Annotated in this window: 23 protein-coding genes; 19 read left to right on the forward strand and 4 right to left on the reverse strand. The window is 51.2% G+C overall.

Translation table 11 applies throughout. From position 1 onward, the window contains the following. The first annotated feature begins 49 nt into the window (after window positions 1-49). The 3 genes from BTE54_RS07400 to BTE54_RS07410 all read left to right on the forward strand — a co-directional run bounded on the left by BTE54_RS07400 (window position 50) and on the right by BTE54_RS07410 (window position 2,829). Window positions 50-1,003, forward strand: a complete 954-nt coding sequence (locus BTE54_RS07400) for an acetyl-CoA carboxylase carboxyltransferase subunit alpha (protein ID WP_078051979.1) — start codon at window positions 50-52, stop codon at window positions 1,001-1,003. Between the two features lie 294 nt (window positions 1,004-1,297). Beyond that, window positions 1,298-2,596, forward strand: coding sequence for a murein L,D-transpeptidase family protein (locus tag BTE54_RS07405; protein ID WP_121490434.1), 1,299 nt, complete (start codon window positions 1,298-1,300; stop codon window positions 2,594-2,596). Next, a complete protein-coding gene (locus BTE54_RS07410) occupies window positions 2,593-2,829 on the forward strand; it encodes a sulfurtransferase TusA family protein (RefSeq protein ID WP_065656312.1) in 237 nt (78 codons plus the stop codon). Before BTE54_RS07405 ends, BTE54_RS07410 begins: the two co-directional genes overlap by 4 nt. A gap of 240 nt (window positions 2,830-3,069) precedes the next feature. Here the strand turns inward: BTE54_RS07410 and BTE54_RS07415 are convergent, their stop codons facing one another. Together BTE54_RS07415 and BTE54_RS07420 are read right to left on the reverse strand one after the other, a co-directional pair. Then, window positions 3,070-4,212: a GTP-binding protein gene (locus BTE54_RS07415; RefSeq protein ID WP_078051980.1), complete on the reverse strand. Its 1,143-nt coding sequence runs from the start codon at window positions 4,210-4,212 to the stop codon at window positions 3,070-3,072. A gap of 190 nt (window positions 4,213-4,402) precedes the next feature. Then, window positions 4,403-5,458: a D-alanyl-D-alanine carboxypeptidase family protein gene (locus BTE54_RS07420; RefSeq protein WP_161988025.1), complete on the reverse strand. Its 1,056-nt coding sequence runs from the start codon at window positions 5,456-5,458 to the stop codon at window positions 4,403-4,405. Between the two features lie 224 nt (window positions 5,459-5,682). Between BTE54_RS07420 and BTE54_RS07425 the strand changes: the two genes are divergently transcribed. From BTE54_RS07425 to BTE54_RS07465, 10 genes are all read left to right on the forward strand, one after another. Then, the gene (locus BTE54_RS07425) at window positions 5,683-6,846 is read left to right on the forward strand and encodes a M20 aminoacylase family protein (protein WP_078051982.1); all 1,164 of its coding nucleotides are present in this window, start codon (window positions 5,683-5,685) and stop codon (window positions 6,844-6,846) included. A 794-nt stretch (window positions 6,847-7,640) separates the two neighbouring features. Then, window positions 7,641-8,981: a DUF6538 domain-containing protein gene (locus BTE54_RS07430; RefSeq protein ID WP_158080263.1), complete on the forward strand. Its 1,341-nt coding sequence runs from the start codon at window positions 7,641-7,643 to the stop codon at window positions 8,979-8,981. Between the two features lie 252 nt (window positions 8,982-9,233). After that, window positions 9,234-9,413 (forward strand): hypothetical protein, encoded by a 180-nt coding sequence (locus tag BTE54_RS07435; RefSeq protein ID WP_078051984.1) that lies wholly within the window; start codon window positions 9,234-9,236, stop codon window positions 9,411-9,413. An 11-nt stretch (window positions 9,414-9,424) separates the two neighbouring features. After that, complete coding sequence (locus BTE54_RS07440; protein WP_078051985.1) at window positions 9,425-9,715, forward strand: hypothetical protein; 291 nt, start codon at window positions 9,425-9,427, stop codon at window positions 9,713-9,715. Between the two features lie 6 nt (window positions 9,716-9,721). Then, on the forward strand, window positions 9,722-9,958 hold the full coding sequence (locus BTE54_RS07445) for a hypothetical protein (protein WP_078051986.1): 237 nt from the start codon (window positions 9,722-9,724) through the stop codon (window positions 9,956-9,958). A gap of 119 nt (window positions 9,959-10,077) precedes the next feature. Beyond that, the gene (locus BTE54_RS07450; protein WP_078051987.1) at window positions 10,078-10,557 is read left to right on the forward strand and encodes a hypothetical protein; all 480 of its coding nucleotides are present in this window, start codon (window positions 10,078-10,080) and stop codon (window positions 10,555-10,557) included. A 507-nt stretch (window positions 10,558-11,064) separates the two neighbouring features. After that, window positions 11,065-11,241 carry a hypothetical protein gene (locus BTE54_RS24950; RefSeq protein ID WP_158080264.1) on the forward strand — a complete coding sequence of 59 codons (177 nt, stop codon included), beginning with the start codon at window positions 11,065-11,067 and terminating at the stop codon, window positions 11,239-11,241. Window positions 11,242-11,278: 37 nt separating this feature from the next. After that, window positions 11,279-12,748, forward strand: coding sequence for a P-loop NTPase fold protein (locus tag BTE54_RS07455; RefSeq protein WP_158080265.1), 1,470 nt, complete (start codon window positions 11,279-11,281; stop codon window positions 12,746-12,748). A 33-nt stretch (window positions 12,749-12,781) separates the two neighbouring features. Then, complete coding sequence (locus tag BTE54_RS07460) at window positions 12,782-13,507, forward strand: hypothetical protein (protein WP_143240697.1); 726 nt, start codon at window positions 12,782-12,784, stop codon at window positions 13,505-13,507. A gap of 27 nt (window positions 13,508-13,534) precedes the next feature. Next, window positions 13,535-14,416 carry a hypothetical protein gene (locus tag BTE54_RS07465; protein ID WP_078051990.1) on the forward strand — a complete coding sequence of 294 codons (882 nt, stop codon included), beginning with the start codon at window positions 13,535-13,537 and terminating at the stop codon, window positions 14,414-14,416. A 105-nt stretch (window positions 14,417-14,521) separates the two neighbouring features. Here the strand turns inward: BTE54_RS07465 and BTE54_RS07470 are convergent, their stop codons facing one another. Then, window positions 14,522-15,094, reverse strand: a complete 573-nt coding sequence (locus BTE54_RS07470) for a recombinase family protein (protein WP_078051991.1) — start codon at window positions 15,092-15,094, stop codon at window positions 14,522-14,524. Window positions 15,095-16,425: 1,331 nt separating this feature from the next. Here BTE54_RS07470 and BTE54_RS07475 point away from each other — a divergent pair. From BTE54_RS07475 to BTE54_RS07485, 3 genes are all read left to right on the forward strand, one after another. Next, a complete protein-coding gene (locus BTE54_RS07475; RefSeq protein ID WP_078051992.1) occupies window positions 16,426-17,853 on the forward strand; it encodes a hypothetical protein in 1,428 nt (475 codons plus the stop codon). 195 nt (window positions 17,854-18,048) lie between these two features. Beyond that, complete coding sequence (locus tag BTE54_RS07480; RefSeq protein ID WP_078051993.1) at window positions 18,049-18,576, forward strand: hypothetical protein; 528 nt, start codon at window positions 18,049-18,051, stop codon at window positions 18,574-18,576. Window positions 18,577-18,603: 27 nt separating this feature from the next. Next, window positions 18,604-18,993 carry a hypothetical protein gene (locus tag BTE54_RS07485; RefSeq protein WP_143240698.1) on the forward strand — a complete coding sequence of 130 codons (390 nt, stop codon included), beginning with the start codon at window positions 18,604-18,606 and terminating at the stop codon, window positions 18,991-18,993. 3 nt (window positions 18,994-18,996) lie between these two features. On the opposite strand, the gene BTE54_RS07490 is transcribed toward BTE54_RS07485, so the two are convergent. Then, a complete protein-coding gene (locus BTE54_RS07490; RefSeq protein ID WP_143240699.1) occupies window positions 18,997-19,344 on the reverse strand; it encodes a hypothetical protein in 348 nt (115 codons plus the stop codon). A 62-nt stretch (window positions 19,345-19,406) separates the two neighbouring features. Here BTE54_RS07490 and BTE54_RS07495 point away from each other — a divergent pair, with 62 nt between their 5' ends. Genes BTE54_RS07495 through BTE54_RS07505 form a run of 3 tightly spaced genes read left to right on the forward strand, consistent with a single transcriptional unit; the run spans window position 19,407 to window position 20,395 of the window. Next, window positions 19,407-19,640 carry a hypothetical protein gene (locus BTE54_RS07495; protein ID WP_078051996.1) on the forward strand — a complete coding sequence of 78 codons (234 nt, stop codon included), beginning with the start codon at window positions 19,407-19,409 and terminating at the stop codon, window positions 19,638-19,640. Beyond that, on the forward strand, window positions 19,633-20,019 hold the full coding sequence (locus BTE54_RS07500; RefSeq protein WP_078051997.1) for a hypothetical protein: 387 nt from the start codon (window positions 19,633-19,635) through the stop codon (window positions 20,017-20,019). The genes BTE54_RS07495 and BTE54_RS07500 overlap by 8 nt, the downstream gene beginning before the upstream one ends. After that, the gene (locus tag BTE54_RS07505; RefSeq protein WP_078051998.1) at window positions 20,012-20,395 is read left to right on the forward strand and encodes a hypothetical protein; all 384 of its coding nucleotides are present in this window, start codon (window positions 20,012-20,014) and stop codon (window positions 20,393-20,395) included. The genes BTE54_RS07500 and BTE54_RS07505 overlap by 8 nt, the downstream gene beginning before the upstream one ends. Window positions 20,396-20,408: the final 13 nt, after the last annotated feature.

Raw genomic sequence — 20,408 nt, forward strand, 5'->3', positions numbered from 1 at the left:
GCCGGATAATCCGGTCAAACCTTGCGCAAAACGATCGGAAACGGATCTCATGCACAATTATCTCGACTTCGAAAAACCTATCTCGGACCTTGAGGGCAAGATCATCGAGCTGAAGAAGCTTGCCGATGAAGACGAGAGCATAGACACCTCGGAGGAGATCAACCGTCTGGAATCGCGCGTCAACGACGCGATGCAGGACATCTATTCCAAGCTCAACGCCTGGCAGAAAACGCAGGTCGCGCGCCATCCGCAGCGTCCGCATTTCGTCGATTACGCCAAGGCGCTGTTCACCGATTTCACGCCGCTGGCCGGCGACCGCAAATTTGCCGAAGACGCCGCCATTCAGGCCGGCCTCGGCCGCTTCAACGGTCAGCCCGTCGCCATCATCGGCCAGGAAAAGGGCAACGACACCAAAAGCCGCCTGAAGCATAATTTCGGCAGCCCGCGCCCGGAAGGTTACCGCAAGGCAATCCGCGTGCTGGAACTGGCCGACCGTTTCTCGCTGCCGGTGATCACCCTCATCGATACCGCAGGCGCCTATCCCGGCGTCGGCGCGGAAGAACGCGGCCAGGCCGAAGCCATCGCCCGCTCGACGGAAATGTGCCTCAACGTGAAGGTGCCGATCGTCTCCGTCGTCATCGGCGAAGGCGGCTCGGGCGGCGCAATCGCCATCGCCACCGGCAACCGCGTCTACATGCTCGAACACGCCATCTACTCGGTGATCTCGCCGGAAGGCGCCGCTTCCATCCTCTGGCGCGATTCGACCCGCGCCAAGGAAGCCGCGACCAACATGAAGATCACCTCGGAAGATCTGAAATCGCTCGGCGTCATCGACGGAATCATTCCGGAGCCGATCGGCGGCGCACACCGTGCTCCGGAAACCGTGATCGGTGCGACCGGCGATGTCATCGCCAAGGCGCTGACCGATCTCTCCCAGCGTTCCGGCACACAGCTGCGCGCTGAACGCCGCCAGAAGTTCCTGGATATCGGCCGGAACCTCTAGAGCATTTCCAGTAAAAGTGCGCAGCGGTTTTACGTCCGGAAAATGCGTCAAAAGAAGGAGTCAGATTGTTTTGGCGGTTCGAAGAAAAGCCGAAACAATCTGACTCGGGTCTTATTTTCCTTGAATATCGCCCCAACTCGGCCATAGTCCGGTCACATCAAAAGATGTATCGGCGGCCGCGGGGCGGATCCGATTTGAGTTAAGAAGATGTAAACGGTTAATACCGTATTTAAAATACACACGGGACGGTGTAGAACTGCCGCCGCTTCGTGCCATCGTCTTTCGGATCAGATCATGCGTTTGACACATTTTGCACTTCTTGCCTGCACCGCGCTCGTTCTTGCCGGCTGTAACGATACGCTCGAAACCGTTGAACGCGACGTCTCCCACGTCAAGAACAAGGTCGATTACCCGCTGTCTCCGGCCATTCTGGCCGAGATCGACAAAAGGGGCATGGACCGCACCTCGCCGATCATGATCCGCATCTTCAAGGAAGAAGGTGCCTTGGAAATCTGGAAAGCCAGGCGCGACAACCGTTTCGAGAAGATTGCCAGCTACGAGATTTGCGCATGGTCCGGCAAACTCGGCCCGAAGGTGAAGGAAGGCGACCGGCAGGCGCCGGAAGGTTTCTACAACCTGACGCCCGCGCATCTCAATCCGAACTCGAAATATTATCTCGCCATCAATACCGGTTTCCCGAACCGTTACGATGCCGCCAATGGCCGCAACGGCACCAATCTGATGATCCATGGAGCCTGCTCGTCCTCCGGCTGTTATTCGATGACGGATGCGCAGATTCTTGAAATTTACGGTTTTGCCCGTGACGCCTTCAAGGGCGGCCAGAAGACAGTGCAGCTGCAGGCCTTCCCGTTCCGAATGACGGCGGAAAACATGGCCCGCCATCGCCAGAGCGAACATCTCGAATTCTGGAAGATGCTGAAGGTCGGTTACGACAATTTCGAAGTGACAAAGCGCCCGCCGGAAGTGAATGTCTGCGAGAAGAAATATGTCTTCAACCAGCAGACGGAAGGCGGCAGCTTCAATGCGTCCGCCCAATGCCCGGCCATGAGCACACCGCCGGCGCTCGTCAGCGCGCTTTCGAGCTACGAGAAGACCTACGATCTCGCCTATGAAAAGGCGATGAAGAAATATGACGGCATGGCCTGGTACGACCCGAGCGAAGCCGAGCGCAAGGCGCTGGTCGCCGAAAAGCGCAAGGGCCGCGAGCCCGCCTATGCCCCGACCGGCTCGGCGCTGAAGGCTGGCAAGCTGATGAAGGAAACGGAATATGCCGCGCTGATGGAGAAAAAGGCGCAGCAGGTGACCACCTCCTCTCCGGCCACGACCGCAACCGCTTCTTCCCTGCGCGGCCCACGGCCTTCGGCTGTCCAGCCCGCCACGGCACCGCAATCGAACCCGGCCCCGGCGGCACCGACGATGGTTGCCTCGGCTACCCCCGCAGCAGCCGGCCAGACCGGAGCTGCTGCCCCAAGCATCCCGGTTCCGGCCATGAACCCGCTTGCCTATTCCGCAGCACCTGCTCCCGAAGCGCCGGAAAAGAAGCCGTTCTGGAAGTTCTGGGCCAAGGAATGAGCGACACGGCCGAGATCGTTTATGATTTGAGGGGGCTTAAATGCCCCCTTCCGGTTTTGAGAAGCCGCAAGAAACTCGCAACCCTGAAGGCGGGTGATGTTCTGACCGTCGAGACGACCGATCCGCTGGCGGTGATCGATATTACGCATATGTGCAATGAGGATGGGCATAGGCTGGTGGAAACTACTGCGCTGGATAAGGGGCATCGGTTTCGCATTGTGAAGGGCGTGTAACCGAGGTTCAACGCTTATGCTCCGGGCTTACCCCCCTCTGCCCTGCCGGGCATCTCCCCCTCAAGGGGGGAGATCAGTTGTGGCGACCGCTCGTTTTCTCACAAGCTCTGCACTCCGGGCTACTGCATCGATAAAGATGTTCGAAGCAAGCCGCTTGTCGATCTCCCCCCTTGAGGGGGAGATGCCCGGCAGGGCAGAGGGGGGTAACCCCACCCACTGATTTCAACGGCGTCGCGTGATCTAAAACCGCAACCCCGAAACCGCCAGCGGATTATCTGTCATCGCCTGCCTGTCCGGCCGGTCGATGCCCGGTGCGCTTGTGAAGGCTGCGAACAGGTCCTGCACGAAAGCCTCCGGCAAATCCTTCGTGATCAGCACCATGCGGGTTCGCTGATCAGCCGGGTCCGGCCACGCCGCGAGGCGCTCCGGCGTGTGGAAAATATTCTGCACCCCATGCAGCACCAGCGGCCGGGCCGGATTATCCGACAACTTGACGATGGCCTTCATGCGCAGGAGCTTTTCTCCATGTGCCGAGCGCAGCAGATCCACGAACATGTCGATCGCCATCGGGCTGACCGGCTGATCGTGAATGATCGAGAAGGAACGGATAGACGCATCGTGCCGATTCACATCGTGATGATGATGGTGGTCGTCGTGATCGCCATGATGGTGGTGATGGTCGTGACCGTGATCATGATCGTGGTGATCGTGTACCGCCTCTTCGCCCAGCCAGCGGCCGACATCGGCATTCTTGCTGCCGGCATCGTAAAGGCCGTTGTCGAGAAGCCCCGTAGCGCTCCACTCGGTTTTGTCGCCATCCTCGATGGTCGCGCGCGGATTGAGCGCTTGTAGACGGGCTGTCAGCGCGGAAATCGTGGCAGCATCCGCAAGCGTGCGCTTGGTCATCACCAGACGGTCAGCCACGGCGGCCTGTTTCACCGCCTCCTGATGATTGTCGAGCGTGGAAAGGCCGTTGACGGCATCCACCACCGTAATCATGCCGTTCAGCACGAAATTCTGCGCGATGACCGGGTTGCCCATGACCGACTGCATAACGGGGGCGGGATCGGCAAGGCCCGTGGTCTCGATCACTATCCGTTTTACCGGCTTCAACTTGCCTGTCTGGATGCCGTCCATCAGTTCCGCCAGCGTATCCACCAGCTCGCCGCGCACCGTGCAGCACAGGCAGCCCTCCGCCAGCTCGATGATGCCCTCACCAGCACTTTCGACCAGCATGTGATCGATGCTGACATCCCCGAATTCATTGATGATGATCGCCGCATCGCTCATCGCCGGATCCTTGAGGAGCCGGTTGAGCAGCGTCGATTTTCCGGCGCCGAGAAATCCGGTGATGATGGAAACCGGGATGCGATCGCGAGACATGACTTGCCTGTATGTTGATGGCCGCTCCGGCAGATCACTGGACGACACGAAACCCGGAGCCGCTTGCAGCTAAAAGAAATCGCCCGCGCCTGGAAGCCGCGAGCGACACTGTAATATCATAACATCATCGACCTGCGAATACACAAACCGCATTGCGACCGCGAGGCTCGGCCTCGGCATTCATCGATCATCAAAATGTCGGGCGTGGGATCGGGATCGGCACGTTGGCGAGTTCGCCCTTGCCAGCTCCCTTGGTGGCATTCACCGCCACCGTCTCGCTGCCCGGAATGAGACCGGCGAAGGAATATTCCGGCGGGCGGGTCATTTCCTGCACATAGGGCGAATGGATGACCATGCGGCCAGCCTCATCGCGGCTTTCGCTGCGCACCTTGGCAGCCTTCGGGTTGCAGATTTCGGCGCTGATATCGTTCACATCGCCAGTATCGCCATAGGGCGCCAGCGCGGCGAGCGAAACGCCTTGGCCCGAAGGCGCCGTCAGCCCCATCTGCAACAGATCGGCCGATTGATCGGTGCGTCCGGCAAGGCTGTCCGCGCCCAGCACAACCGTGATGACCGAGCGGCCATTACGCACGGCCGACGACACCTGGTTGAAGCCGGAGGCACAGATGAAGCCGGTCTTCATGCCATCCGCGCCATCGAAACGGCCGACCAGCATGTTGAAATTGGCGTAGTTCTTCTTGCCGGTGCTGACGCCTTCCAGCGAGAAATAATGGGCATATTCCGGAAACTCGCGCTTGATGATCAGCGCCAGCAGCGCCAGATCCCGGGCGGTCGTATATTGTCCCTTGCCGGGCAGGCCATTGGCGTTGATGTAACGGGTGGAACTCATGCCCAGCCGCTGCGCCTGCGCATTCATCTGCGCCACGAAATTATCGCTGGTGCCGCCGATGGTCTCGGCAATCGCCACGGCGATGTCATTGGCGGATTTGATGAGCAGCAGCTTCAAGGCGCTGTCCATCGTCAGCTTCTGGCCGGGCTTGAAATACATTTTCGAGGCCGGCTGATCGGCGGCCTTCTTGCTCATCACCACTTCCGTCTGCGGGCTGATCTTGCCGGCCTTCATCTGCGAAAAGGCGATATAGGCGGTCATCAGCTTGGTGAGCGAAGCGGGATACCACTTGCGGAAGGCTTCCTGATGGGAAATCACCTTGCCGGTTTTGACATCGACCACCATTTTCGGATTGGCATTTGCCACGGGTGCTGCGGCAACGAGGCCTGCGGTCATGATGGCAACGGCTGCGGAAAGCCGTCTGGCGGCGTTTGGCGATTTAAAAGTCTGTGGCAAGGCTTGTCCTCGAATTCCCGTCTTCGGTCGGGGAATGGCAATATTCACCATATATGTCCTAGCAATGGCAAAGTACATTGATTACGTCAATTATGCGGCGCACTATCCACCACGGAGGATAGGATTTTACGACACGCCGCACCGATGAACCCAGGAATGAACGAATGCCGATTTTGAACAGAGCCGCCGAACTCCAGCAGGAAGTCAGCGAATGGCGGCGTCACCTGCATGAAAATCCCGAGATTTTATATGATGTCGACAACACCGCGGCCTTCGTTGCGGAGAAGCTGAAATCTTTCGGCGTTGACGAAATCGTGACCGGTCTCGGCCGCACGGGTGTGGTCGGGATCATCAGGGGCAATCTTCCGGGCAATCGCACCATCGGCTTTCGTGCGGATATGGACGCTCTCCCAATTTTAGAGGAAACCGGCAAGCCCTGGGCCTCCAAAACCGCGGGCGCCATGCATGCCTGCGGCCATGACGGACACACGGCCATGCTGCTTGGCGCGGCCAAATATCTCACCGAGACCCGCAATTTTGCGGGCTCCATCGCCGTCATCTTCCAGCCGGCGGAAGAAGGCGGCGCCGGCGCTCTCGCCATGGTCGAGGACGGCCTGATGGAGCGTTTCGGCATTAACGAGGTCTACGGCATGCACAACATGCCGGGCATTCCGCTCGGCGCCTTCGCCATCCGCAAGGGCGGCATCATGGCGGCACCGGACAAGTTCTCCATCACCGTCAAGGGCCGTGGCGGCCACGCGGCACAGCCGCACCGCACCGTCGATCCGATCACCATCGGCGCGCAGATCGTCGGCAACCTGCAGATGATCGCCTCACGCAATGCCGACCCCATCCGCTCGGTAGTCGTCTCCGTCACCCGCTTTCAGGCCGGTTCCAGCCACAACATCATCCCCAACGAAGCATTGATCGCCGGCACGGTGCGCAGCCTCGATGAAACTGTGCGCGATCTGGCGCAGGATCGCATCAAGCAAATGGCGGAAGGTATTGCCCTTGCCAACGGCGCGGAAGCGGAAGTCGTCTATGAGCGTTATTGCCCGGTGACCTTCAACCACGCCGCCGAGACCGACCACGCCATCCATGTGGCGCGAGATGTGGCAGGCGAACCGAATGTCGACCCCGATGTCGATCCTTCCATGGCGGGAGAGGATTTCTCCTTCATGCTGAAGGAACGACCGGGATGCTTCATCTTCATCGGCAACGGCGATTCGGCCGGACTTCACAATCCCGGTTATGATTTCAACGACGAGGCCATCGCTTACGGCATTTCCTACTGGGTGAAACTGGCCGAACAGCGTCTGACGAGCTGATTGCCGACTGACGCGAAGAAAGCCGAGGAAGAGATCGACCGCGATGAAGAACGCGGTTGATCCGCAGGCATGGTCAGGTTAAAGAGCAATTCAGTGTCCACGTAGCTCAGCAGGATAGAGCACAGGATTCCTAAGTCAAATTGGGGGTTGCGCCCGGAAACGACGCAATCGATCTGCTCAAAGTCGGGGAAAGCTTCGCTGGTCTTCCAGCATGCCAATCCCGAGCCAAGCTCCGGAGAAATCCGGTGAAGGTGTAGAGACTGGATGGGCAGCACCTAAAGGCCGCAAGGCCCATGGTGAAGGGACAGTCCAGACCACGAACGTCTTGCCGGCAAATGGCGGGACGGCGGCGAAAGCCGAAGCGGTATGAATCCTGGGGTCGGAGGTTCGAATCCTCTCGTGGACACCATTTTTTCTATTAAAATCAACGCATTATGGGCTTTCAGCCCTATTTTGCTACATTATTCAGGTGGGTTTGCTACAAACCCGCTTCCGCGCAGCCCTATGCTTGTCCCTAAGCGGGGTCTCTTGTGCTATCGAAGTATCAGCAAGCGTAAAACCCAATATGTTTCCAAAACGGAAAGTTACTCTCCGCGTCCTAGAAGCATATCAAGCAAGATGCTATTGACAATATCAAAGTATTATGCAATTAGTATGGACACCCGCATTCGTGGAGGCGTCATATATTCGCTTTCATTCACCCGTGCGGAAATCAATTATATTTTTAAAACAAATCAATTCACCGATGTTCTGTCGAAGGAGGTGTTTTTTATTCATATTGGGAGGTCATGGTAATGCTGCTCGACGTAAAATACATATTCAATCGTAAAGGCGTATATTATTTCAGGATCGCCGTACCCATTGCCCAACGACGAAAATTCAAGAGGCGGGAGTTCTGGCGCTCACTGAAAACCCGATCCGAGAATGAAGCTGCTGTAAAAGCAGCAGCGCTCATGACTCACTATCGAAATCTGTTCAGCGAAACCGATATCGCGGATATTGAACGACCGTCATTCGATGAGCTTTCAAAAGTCTCGGATAGGCTAGGAATCAAGTACCAGCCAGCCTTTGAAGTTGAGTTGGCGCTGGTACGTGATTCAATATCTATGATGGCAGGACATCTGAAGATGCTGAACATCATCAAGTCTCCCGATCATGCCGAAGTAGCTGCTCTTGGCGGGGTTGCCACAAAACCGGCAATGACAGTTTCCCAAGCGCTGGAGCGGTACATCAACCTCCATAGCGACGAGTTGCATTCGGGCAATAAGAGAGAATCCGATAAAAAATGGATGAAGTACCGGGAAGCCGTCAGTAATTTTATCGAAGAAATCGGCGACTTGGACGTGCTTGACATCTCTGCAACGGTCGCTCGCGACTACAAGCTCAAATTGTCAAAGCGGTTCAAGGCAGCAACAAAAAAGGAAGGCAAGATTACCCCGGCGACGGCGAACAAAAAATTCATGTGGCTAAAGGTCGTCGTCAAAGAAGCATTGCAAGAGGTTGCACCCGAACGGGCGCACCTAAACCCGTTCGACGGTCTTAAATTCAAAACACAAGATGGCAAACGCGACACCTTTACAGAAGCTGAAGTCGTGCAGCTTCGAAGGAAGATTCAAGGCAGCAAGGCGAACGACGAACTGAAATGCATCGCGCTGCTTGGTGAATTGACCGGCGCAACGTGCAAAGAGATCGCTTTTCTAACGGCGGATGACATCTACCTTGATGCGCCGATCCCTTACATTTCGATCCAGCCAAACGCTTTACGACAGAAAGCGAAAGCTCAAAGCCGTGTACGGGATATCCCGCTACTTCCAGCGGCGGTGAAAGCTCTGAAGAAATATCCGAAAGGCTTCCCTCGCTACAATCACGATACGGGACCAGAAGCTTTCTCTGCGATGGTGAACAAACTCATTCGCACTATCACCCCGGACAAGAGCTTTTACAGCTACCGCCATCTTATGGCAGATCGGCTGCGAAACTCTGGCTGCAATGACACTCTCAAGAACAGCATTATGGGGCATTCCAGCGCTGGCATGACGATGAGGTACGGCGCAGGATATGACCTCGAAAACAAACTGGATGCTCTCCAAAAGGCTATTCCAGACGAAGCAACCCATAACTCAAACAGCGTATGACTTGACCGTGAAGGCAACAGCCAAAATACATTATGAAACAGAGTCATATCCCAAAACGGATATGCAGAATGAAGGAATTTACATTCGAAAATATAATTAAACACAAAACCGTGCGGGAGGAATTTTTTCTTCTTTACGACCGGCTTATCTCTGAACTTAAGGCGAAAGGATACTATGACACCGCGATCATTCATGCCCGCAATAAAAACCGAATCCAAAACGAAATTGGGTTACTTATTTGAAAGATTTTTTATGACCAAATTTACATTTGAAAAGCTCGTTAAGAGCGAAAAACTACGGAACGAATTAGCCAATCATAGTGATTGGCTAATTCGTATCGCGAAAGAAAAAGGCTTCATCGACGCGGCAATTGCGCACGCTAAGGGGAAGAAGCGGGTTCAAGATGAACTCAATCTAATCATCGACATCTGAGGGAGAAAATAATGGATCAAGAACAGCACAGCCGTTTCATCCGTGCAAACCGCGACCAAGCTGCTGCAATTTGGGATGAGTGCAAAAAACTAAAAGAGAAGGTGGGTGACGCTGGAATCTCATCAGTGGTCAACCATGCGCAAAAAGCTGCGGAAGCAGCCGGAAACCTGTGTGACACCTCTGGAAACCTTCCATTTGATGACGCTAGGGCAATCAATGCCAGAAAGCAAATTCTTCAGTACAACAGTGAAGCCTCTGCAATGCTCCTTGAAGCGGAGAAACTGATCAAGGAAAGGGAGTAAGACTCTATGACAGAATTAGCTCTCATATTGGCTGCTTGTTTGGGTGGCGCGATACTCGCATGGATATTATTCATGGCAGTTTTCTTCATTGTAGTAATATGGGTGAAACGCATATGGGCATGGGCAAACCGAAATCGGGTTTTGACTGATGAAGAAGAAGCGGCGCTGGTGCAGCGCTATCTCGATGAGGGTGACGCTTATATTCGGTCGCTCAAATCTCAAGCGCAAGAAACAGCTAAATAGGAACGATCCTGCAATTCAGTCAGCATGGATTATTCTCCGCTCAAAAGGCTTCGGGTTCTCTCCTTCCCGAAGCCTTTTTTGTTGCTCGCATAAATACCCGTTTAATCGGGATATTTTTCATGTGGCTCTATCAAGGAAAGGAATTCACGTCCGCTGACATCAATGACCATTACGGCTTCGTCTATCTCATCACCGAGATTGCAACTGGTCGAAAATACATAGGACGAAAAGCCTTCCGGTCAAAACGCACTCTTCCCCCGCTGAAAGGGAAGTCCCGCAAACGCACGAAGATCACAGAGAGCGACTGGCAAGCCTACTACGGCAGTAATACCACCCTAAAAGAACTGGTCGCCACGCATGGTCCAAACGGCTTCAGGCGCGAAATCCTCCATCTCTGCCGATCCTCTTCAGAGTGTGGTTACTTTGAGGCGAAGGCGCAGTTCGATCATGATGTCCTTTTGGACCCTGCCTATTTCAACGACTGGATCATGTGCCGGGTGTCGCGCAAACACGTCAAAAACCTAAATACTCCTGTCAACATAACAGGAGGACGAAGACCATGGACCATCAACGATTTGCTGAATTCGAAGCCATTCTGAAGGACGCTAAGAGCCTCACCAGAGAGATGCTGAAGCTGACCAAACGCGATCTGGAAAAGCTGGCTGAGATGGAGCGCAGGTTAATGGGAACTGGCGTTTTGATTGAGCCATCCTGTGGATCAGGCGGTTTGTTCACGTCTTAAGTTGACCGTTCACTTTAAACTCACGATACTGCGAAGCAGCAAGCAGCACCGATTTCGTTCCTTAATGGAAAGGTGCGCCCCTATGGATCAGCAACTAACTGTCAGATTTCTCTTCTTCGAAGCCAGTGCATCTGGTCTCGTCGCGGTCGTCCTCATTTTCATTCTTGCCCTCTTGGCTATGGGGCTGGCGGCTTACAGAAAATAAATGTCCAATATGCATCCCCATTTTCCACAAGTGGGAAACACTAGCTGTTGTGGTTGAAATAATGTTGCAACAATATCATTGACGAATCTCCGCCGGTTCTCACTATGCGAAGCAGCAAGCAGCACCTTCATTTGTTTTTTTAATGGAAAGGTGCGCCTAATGCCCAAGATCACCATAAAATTCCTGGGACTCGAAGTTACCGCGCAAGGCATGCTGTCCGTTGTCCTTGCGTCGATCATCGCGCTATGTGCGTTGGCAGTGATCTGGGCATATCTCGACAAACGTGACATTCCTCGCAAAAATAGTATTGCAAGCCAAACTCAACGCATGATTTAGTTCGCGGTAAGTAGATTACATATCAGGCGGGCTGAACTTGTCATATTGGACCGAGAACCACGATAAACTTGGGCGGGCTGAAGAGTCGGCATACATCATCAAGTTTCTCCAGCAGCGAGTTGCGGAGAGAATTGGACGCGGCAAAACCGGATCATATGTCCTCAATATTGATGCGACGTGGGGTGAAGGCAAAACCTTTTTTATGAAGGGGCTATTTGCCGACCTCAAAGAAGCTGGACATCCAGCAATTATGATCGACGCATGGCGAGACGACTTTTCGGACGATCCGTTGACAGCCGTTGTTGCTGAATTCGATCGGTTTCTGACAAATTTTCAGTCAAAGGATCGTTCTGCAAGAAAGAGGATCAAAACCGCTACAGAAAACTTCCGTCGTAACGTGGGAAAGATGTCCCTTCTCATCGGCAAAGGCATCGCAAAACGAGCGACGACTTACGTCGTCGGTGAAGCTGCCGGAGAGCTTGCCGAAACAGCAAAGGAGATCGTCTCCGGAAAAGTCGAAGTCGAAGCAGTGGTGGATGACGCAACAGGTGAAGTGATTAAATTCACTCAGGCACAAATCGACAAGTTTGCCGAGCTTAAGCTGGCGCAGTTCAACGAAGCGAAAGTCAGCCTCGACAATTTCCAAGCGAGCTTGGGAAACGCCGTGAAGACCCTGTCAGGGGTAGATTTTAAGCCACCGTTTTTCATTCTAATTGACGAGCTGGACCGCTGTCGTCCGACTTACGCCATCGAAATGCTAGAGCGGATCAAGCACTTGTTCGAGGTTGAGAATGTTGTGTTCGTTCTAGCCACTGACACAACGCAATTGGCGAATTCAATCAAAGCCGTTTACGGAAATGAGTTCGATAGCCGCCATTATTTGGCAAGGTTTTTTGATCGCTCTTACATGCTTGCGGCACCAGACCGCCTAGAAATGGTAAAATTCCTTCTGAACGCGTCAGGCATGGCGGATGACAAACGGACAATGTCCATTGAAGTTGACGAAGCCACATATATTTCGAAAGTCTGTACGCAGTCCGGCATGGAAATCCGTCAAATCGAGAAGGCTATCGATTTACTTTCTGTGATTTGCTCGACGTGGGATGAACCGTTTCCAGTAGAGACGGTGTTAATATTTCCGATGATTGTCGCATTTTTGAAGGGGAACCCATTGGACAGCAAAGAGTCGATTGACGGGTCTTTCCGAGGTAAGGGTTCACTTTTAGCTCTCGCAATTGAAGGGCACAATATTAGAGAACTCTATGGAATAGTAAGCGGTTATTTGGAAAAACCTCTGTCAGCAGCTTCTAGAGATAAGGTCAATTTACATAACAACGCTCAGTGGAACGCCCTTAGCCATATTTCTCAGATCGGATACGAAATCCTTGATCAAGAATTTCGAAATGGTCAACGGAGGCACAGAAGACCAGCCTTCGCTTCCTATGCGAACCGGATCAAAATGGCGGGTCGATTTATCCAATCCGACCTCGATCTCGACCAAAAATAAAACAGTCGCTGAACACGGTATGAATTGATAATCATGAAGAAGCTCTGGAACCGGATAAATTGGCTTATCGTCGCTTTCGTTGTCACGATTGCATACGTTACGTTCATTGTCTGGAAGGTCGAACTTTCTAAAATATGGGTCTTTTTATCGTCACCGAACCTGAACGAAATCGGTGATTTTCTCGCGGGTGTCTTTTCACCTCTTGCATTCATTTGGCTCGTAGCGGCAGTTCTCACGCAAAGACAGGAATTGACTGAAACCCGTGATCAATTCGCTGAGAACCAGAAGGTGGTTGATGCGCAATTGAAAACCATCAACGAACAATCCGATTTGCTTCAGCAACAACACACGCTGGCAGAAGAGACCGCTAAAAAAACCTATCGCTTGAGCCTTTTTCAAGAGCGATACAAAATCTACGAAGAATTTATCGCGTTCGGAGCAAAGCACGAAAAACGCAGATTTAAAGAACCAGCATATTCCGAATTTCTTGAACTTCTGCAAAAGTCCACCTTCGTTTTTGGAAAAGACATAGAGCGTTGGTTCCACGAAATTTCCGAGGCGATTTATCGTATGCAAGAGTTGTGGGACACAGAAATTACCCACGGTTTTAGCGACTCTAGGGGACTTTTTGAAATCTATCGTAGTCCAGAAGTTGAGATGGAATACAAACAAACATCTAGGTGGCTTAGAGAGCAGTTTTTTTCACCTGTTGAACGTACAGAAAAGTTCTCTGATTCCATGCGAGTTAGTGACAAATGATGATGAATACAAGAGCGAGGAAGTGAAATGAACTCGAAGCTACAAAGCCCAAAAGCTGAAGGTGTAGGCAAAGAGAAAATCCTTCCATCGTGCGGGATTATCATGCCTATTGCCGCAATGGGACAGTATGAAAAGTCTCATTGGGACCGAGTACGCATTATCCTTGATGAAGCGATTAAGGAAGCTGGCTATGAGCCACGGCTTGTCAGCGAGAGTGAAGACATCGGTGTAATTCATGCACGGATCGTACAGAACCTATACGACGATCCAATCGTAGTTTGTGATGTGAGCGGAAAGAACGCCAACGTCATGTTCGAACTCGGACTGAGGCTGGCATTCGATAAACCGACAATCGTAATCAAAGACGATCAGACAGATTATAGTTTCGACACGTCGCCCATTGAGCATATCAACTACCGAGCAGATTTGCGTTTTGACGACGTTCGCGATTTTAAGAAAAAGCTTTCTATCGCGATAAAGAGCAGCATTGCAAAGAAAGAGAAGGACGACTCTTACTCGCCGTTCCTTGGGCATTTCGGCAAATTCAAGTTGGCTGGTATCGACACCAAAACGGTTAGTTCAGAGCAATTTATTATCGAACAATTGAAAGCTCTCCAAGCACAAGTCAGTCTTTTGACATCCAAGCAACCGGCGGTGAATTCTTCACGTTCTCGCACCATTGATGAACTTCACGCGACAAGAGTCTTGGAAAATATCGTCGAATCCCTATTGCATATGAACGACTTCGATTTGGAAAAACCCGAAGACTTGTACGCTCTCTTGGACATGGCACGTACCATGATGAATGATCGGAGCATTCAACTGTCTGAATCAGCGTTCCGCGAAGTGGTGTCACCGTTGGTGCAGAGGTACAGGATTCGAAGAGGTGAAAGAGTAAACCCCTCCTGAGAACGACCACGAATCCAGCCCGCGAGCTGTGCAGCCCCACTTTTCCGCCATATTCCACCATTATAGAACAATACATCCATATTGTTCAACAATTTCGAACAATAGCTAGTTGGTGCTTGCCCTCATTATCGTGGCGCGGCTCGATTTCATTTTGCGAGCCAATCCCGAAATAGTTTCACCATTGGCGAGCGCTTGACGTATCTCTTCCTTCTGTTTGTCAGTGAGGCTCTTTGGTCGTCCAAGCGTCTTCCCTTGCGCCTTTGCCCTGTCCAGCCCTGCTTTTGTTCTTTCGATAAGAAGATCGCGTTCAAACTGAGCGAAGGCACCGATGACATTAAGCATCATTTTACCGACAGCCGTGTTCAGATCGAAGCCAGCCAAGGCGATGCAATGGACTTCAACTCCAATATCGGAAAGGTGCTGCATTGTGGTTTGGACATCGACGGCATCTCTCCCAAGACGATCCAGCTTAGACACGATCAGCTTGTCACCGTTCTCCAGCTTGTTCAGGAGCTTTTGGAAGCCGGGTCTTTGTGCGGCTGGTGTGGAACCGGAAATCGTCTCTGAGACGATCCTATGCGGTTTTACGTCGAAACCCTTATCGGTAATCTCTCTGATCTGGTTTTCTGTCGTCTGTTCGCTTTTGGAAACACGGACATATGCGAAAGTGCGGCTCATTGGACATCTCAAGTGTTCAAAATAGGCGTGCAAAATATGAATGTGTTCAAAAGGCGAGTCAAGACGTTTTTGAACAGGGTAAATTGACGTGATCGAAATCGGACGTTTTTGAACAGGCTGGCGAAAAGGAAAGCAAAAACGCTACAACCACTGAGAAATAAGGGGTTTTGCTGATTTCCCTAAAACAAACGCGTTTTTATTTTCCAGTAGGGGTAACTTTGTACGTTCCGTTGAAAAAGACGTTTTTAAATCAGCCGGAAAGCCTTATTTTACAGGGGTTTTGAAATGCTAGATTTAAGGAAATTCGTGAAGGTATTGGTTTTCGGAAAGGCTTTTAATAACTGGTTGAAAAGGGGTGATTTGATGTCACCAACCACCACTCAAGTACGTCATTGCTTCGCAATGAATTGTAACATTTCTTCTTATATATCTAAGAGGATTTGTGACATTTAACTGATGGTTATTGGTGGGAATAGATTATTTCCAGCTTATTAAAAACCATATTCGATGGACGCCGTAGGCGGACATGATCGCGTAGCGATCCACCTAAGTTTGCTAGGAAAACTTCTTATTCCATAAGGAAACATTAGACTTCTTGTAAACTGGAAGGAAAGATTATTACCTCATCATATTCAACCATTTCAGAAGACATATGTGATGGACGCCGTAGGTGGACATGCCGCGCAGCGGCTTACTAGATCGAATATTATAATTGGCTAGGTCTCATTGAATTTCATGAGGAAAGATTATTACTTCAACAAATCCAATCATTTCCTACCAAACTTAGGTGGATCGCTACGCGATCATGTCCGCCTACGGCGTCCATAGAATATGGTTTTGAATATGATCTTTCTTACATATGAAATGCTAGGAATAAGAAGTTTTCCTACCAAGCATAGATGCTCGCCTACGGCTCGCCGCTTCGCAGGAAACAGGTGGTTAAAATCATTGAATATGATCTTTCCTTTCCAAGATAATTGATTTTCATTCGTTTAATATTGAGTCCTCCTTTTACCTTTCCGGTACTTGAGTGGTGGTTGGTGACGCCCAGCCGGTACTTGAGTGGTGTCCGTTTTTATCCTGCCTTTCACAACGCAATAAAATTACGTTTAGGGCGAAACAAAGCAATAAAATATCGCCATTCCAGCTTCTTCGCTGTCTAAATACAGATGGAAAACGAAACCGGTCCAATGGCTTCTATTCCAAGGGTCATATTGAACGGTTTACGCATTTCCATTTCCTGTATGAATGATTTTGAAGGGATTTAGCGCGCTTGGACCGGGTGCTAAATCCCTTTTTTATTGTCGAAACAAACAACTCAGGAAAGGAAAATGAAACCCACAATTTACTATGCCGATGCTCTACCCGGTGCCGGAAAAACTCACAGTCTACATCGATATCTGAAGACGCTGAACGAACCAGCCATTATCGCCACACCGACAAACCTTTTGTCCTTCGAGCAGCACCATGATCTTGCTGCAATCGGCGTTAAATCCAAAGTAATTTCGCAAGAAACCGGACATGGAAACTGCACTCAATCGCTTGTAAAGCACTGTGAGGAAAAGCGAGACAGCATTGCCATTATCAATCACAACGTGGCAAAGCTCGCACTTGAAGCGACCGCTGGTCATCACCTATTCATTGATGAGTTCTTCTCGCCAGTTGAGAAATTTGTCCTGAAAGAGAAAGTGAAGACCGCTCGCGAATTTGTCGTCTCCATCATCAAGAAATCCAGAACAAGCCAGTATGAAGGCTTCATCGAGCTTGTTCTTACCGAAGCCGTCGAAGACATCGTTGAAAATGGCATGTCTCACGATTCATCCTTTCAGGCTTTGCCGCATCTGCGCGAAATTGCAAAGAGGATCAGCAGCGAAGATTATTTGGTTCTCGTCTCAAAGGCTGAATATCAGAACTTCGTCGCCAACATCGAAGAGAACAATGACGAAGAAGACGGCATATTGAACATCTATGCATGGCTCCAACCGTCTGCATTGCGCCACAACAAGACCACCACATTTATGGGTGCCAACTTCTTCCAATCGAAGCTTTATCACGCATGGAAAGACCGCGTGAATTTCGTGCCTCATCCATCGATCAAGGGAGAACGCTACGACGACTTCAGCCACAAGGCAGCAAACATCACCTTTCGTCATTTACTGGACCAAGACGTTTCGATGTCGGGCTTGGAGAAGGTTGGGTATCAGAAGTTCGCGGATGCGACGGCTGGTGTGTTTCTTGCCGAATATGGTGCAGTTGATCATCTCGTGACGCTATCAGCCAAGTCCAGTTTCACATGGCCCCTCAACAATTCAGAGATGGTGCCACCCAATCCAGTGGGGTTGAATGCCTTCATGGATCGTCATGTCTGCCTTCATCTTGCGCCGCTCAATCCTTCGAAATTGGATGAACGTATCTGGAACGCGGTGACTGGCATATCGAAGGAAGAACTTCATATCGCGCAAAGTTGTGAGATGGTCTTCCAGATGCTTACCCGTAGCTCGGTAAGAGACCATGGAAGCAAGCCGCAAGAGCTTGTGTTCATCGTGCTTGATCTACGCACCGCCAACTATCTGCGCAACCTGTTCGGCGTTACCAAGCCCTCTACAAGAATGGAGGTTAAAGCATTGAACCCAATCATTCGCACTCGTACTAAGCGTAAAGACATGACGCCGGAAGAGCGAAAGCAGGACCAAAGGGAACGGACACAAAGAAGCCGTGCGAAGAAAGCCGCTGCCGCTGAACAGGTCGCACATCCATAATCCAGTGGAACGTGAGGGGGTGACTCGCACCCCCCCCGCTGCACTTCCTCTTTTTTTTATCAGGTCATCCAGAAATTTTTTATGCTCACAGCTTCTCGGGCGGGGCTTCATTGCCCGCGTTGACAAACTACAGCCGTGTGGTTGCATTAGAAATGGCGTGAGCGTGAGGTTCGAAGCGCAAAATGGGGGCAATTGATGGGTAAAGTGGGTTATGACAGTCTCGAAGGCATTCTTCGCGTCACAGCGTCCGGTCAGAAGCAACCCGATCAGCTCACGGTGGATGTCCTGACCTATCACGCTGCGCTTGAACTGGAGATGGACGAATTCCTTGCTCGTTCGCTTCCTCACGCGGAAAAGCTTGCTGACGGTCGATTGGGCTACACTCATAAGATTGCGGTTGTTCGAGCTTCATGGCGCGGTACAGACGATAGCGGTGACAAACTTGCCCATGCGCTAGTTCGGTTTAATGACCTTCGTAATTCAGTTGCTCACAATGACACCCCGAAGCAAATCAAAGCCCATCTCGAAAAGCTCCATGATGCGACCATAGCGCTCGATGGCGATGAAAAAGGTGATGCGACACCATACGCGCTTGCCATCCGAATTTGCTCATTTATGGGGGATGACCCCGGTGCGGGCAACGCTATCAAACTGATGGACCAATTTGACGATATCGTAAACCGGAAACTGCCAAAAGCGTTAGCTCGGAAAGACGACGCTTAGACTAACGGTGTTTGATCGACTTAGCGTGTGAAGCTGCGCGGGCTAAATACTGGCATGTTCGCTCAACTGAAATCCTATGCCATTATCGGCGCAATCACCCTATTCCTTGCCCTGATCGCGGCTTTCGGCATCTATTACAAGATCGCCTCTAGCCAGATCGCGTCATTAACGGCTGAAAATTCGACGCTCAGCCTTACAGTTTCCCTGAATGAAAAGACCATCACGCAAATGAAACTGGATGCTGAAACGCTGTCCAAGTCGATCATTGCCCTGAACAAGCGCAACCGAGTGATTGAAGACAGCTTTGCCAAGGAATGGTCGGCAATCGACCAATTGGATGCATTGAGCGAAGAACGGGCGAACGAAGAATTCGCCCTGTCTATCGAAAGGTTAAAGGCTACAACTCAGCCGAAATAATAATCAGGCGTTCTTCGGCTTACGACCGCGCTTTGGTTTGTTTTCCTCGACTGCATCCGAAGAGCCATATGCTTCTTCGACCAAAGCTTTGAAATCCGCCTCTGTCTGTGCACCTACTGCCGCCCTATGAAGGAAGTCCTTCACATCAGCTTCGGTTTCCACTCGATAAGTTTTTGCGAGTTTTCCAAGCTTGATATGGAAACCGCCATTTTCCTCTTTTACCCAACTGCGACGGTTAACTTCTCCTAATTCAAAAGCCTTCTTCTGCTTTAGAAGTGCAGTCAAAAAAGTGTTTACCGCCTCATTTTCTTTGACTTCGTAGCTCTTCGAATATTCCAAGAAAGTTGTCATTTCCGGCTCCAATCATTGTTTCGCTAAATATCTGAAAGACGAATTTCAGATTAAGGCAAAGCATGCAAGTTATTTTTCATCTTCCTCGCGGATATGACGCGGCAATTAAACAGGCAAAGGAAGACAACATTTATGCCGAATGGATCGATTCCAAGTTCGGTTCTAAAATCCGTGAACTAATTTCAGAAGACTTTAATTTAGCAGTCGATGAAGGATTTTTCACGGTCGATTTCACCTATGAAGATGATGCGCTTGCCTTTCTCAAAACATTTGGAGGCAGAGCCATAAATGAGTGAATGGAGCAAGGCGGAGGAAAACAAGGAGCGGTTGAAGAAGATAGGTTTTCAAAAAGGCAACCCGCCACCAAAAGGCAGTGGACGCAAAAAGTTTCCCGAAGAGCTTCGGAACAGCATCATGGATGCCACGCCTGAAGCGCTAGAAAACATGATCGCTTTGATGAGTAATCCGAACACCAGCGACGGCGTTCGATTCAAAGCCGCCGAGTGGCTGTTGAGCGCAATCATTCCAAAGGCAAAGGCAGATACGAACGTGAACGTGAACCACTCCCATTCGATTGCTGGCATGCTCGCGGAAATCAATTCGCGGATGCTACCCGGTGCCAAGGAAAAGATGATCGACATCACGCCGGAAGAAGACACCGACGACGATGATTGATTGGATAGTCGCGGCGATTGCTGCCATTTCACTGTTCTTGGCAAGCAATGGCTTCCAGACCAGCCACATCATTGCAGGGTTCTTCGGATCGGTCGTGCGATCCTTCGTGGCGAAAACTGGAACGCTCTGGCAGAATCTGTTCGGTGGATTCATCGGCAGCATCATTGCCGCCTACGTCACGCCCCTGATTGCCTACCTGTTCTCGATTGCTGATCCACAGACGCTGAATTCAGTGGCGTTTGGCGTAGGTCTTCTCGGCATGTATTTCGCTGAAGCCTTGCTTTTGATTGCCAAGGACTATGCGAAAAACCCGGCAAAGATGAAAGAGGATTTGCGGGAATTCCTGCTTCGTTTCCTCAACCGAAAGTCTGATTGAGTTTGCCATTCCG

It is taken from the genome of Agrobacterium sp. YIC 4121, from assembly GCF_002008205.1.
Taxonomy (GTDB): Bacteria; Pseudomonadota; Alphaproteobacteria; order Rhizobiales; family Rhizobiaceae; genus Agrobacterium; species Agrobacterium leguminum.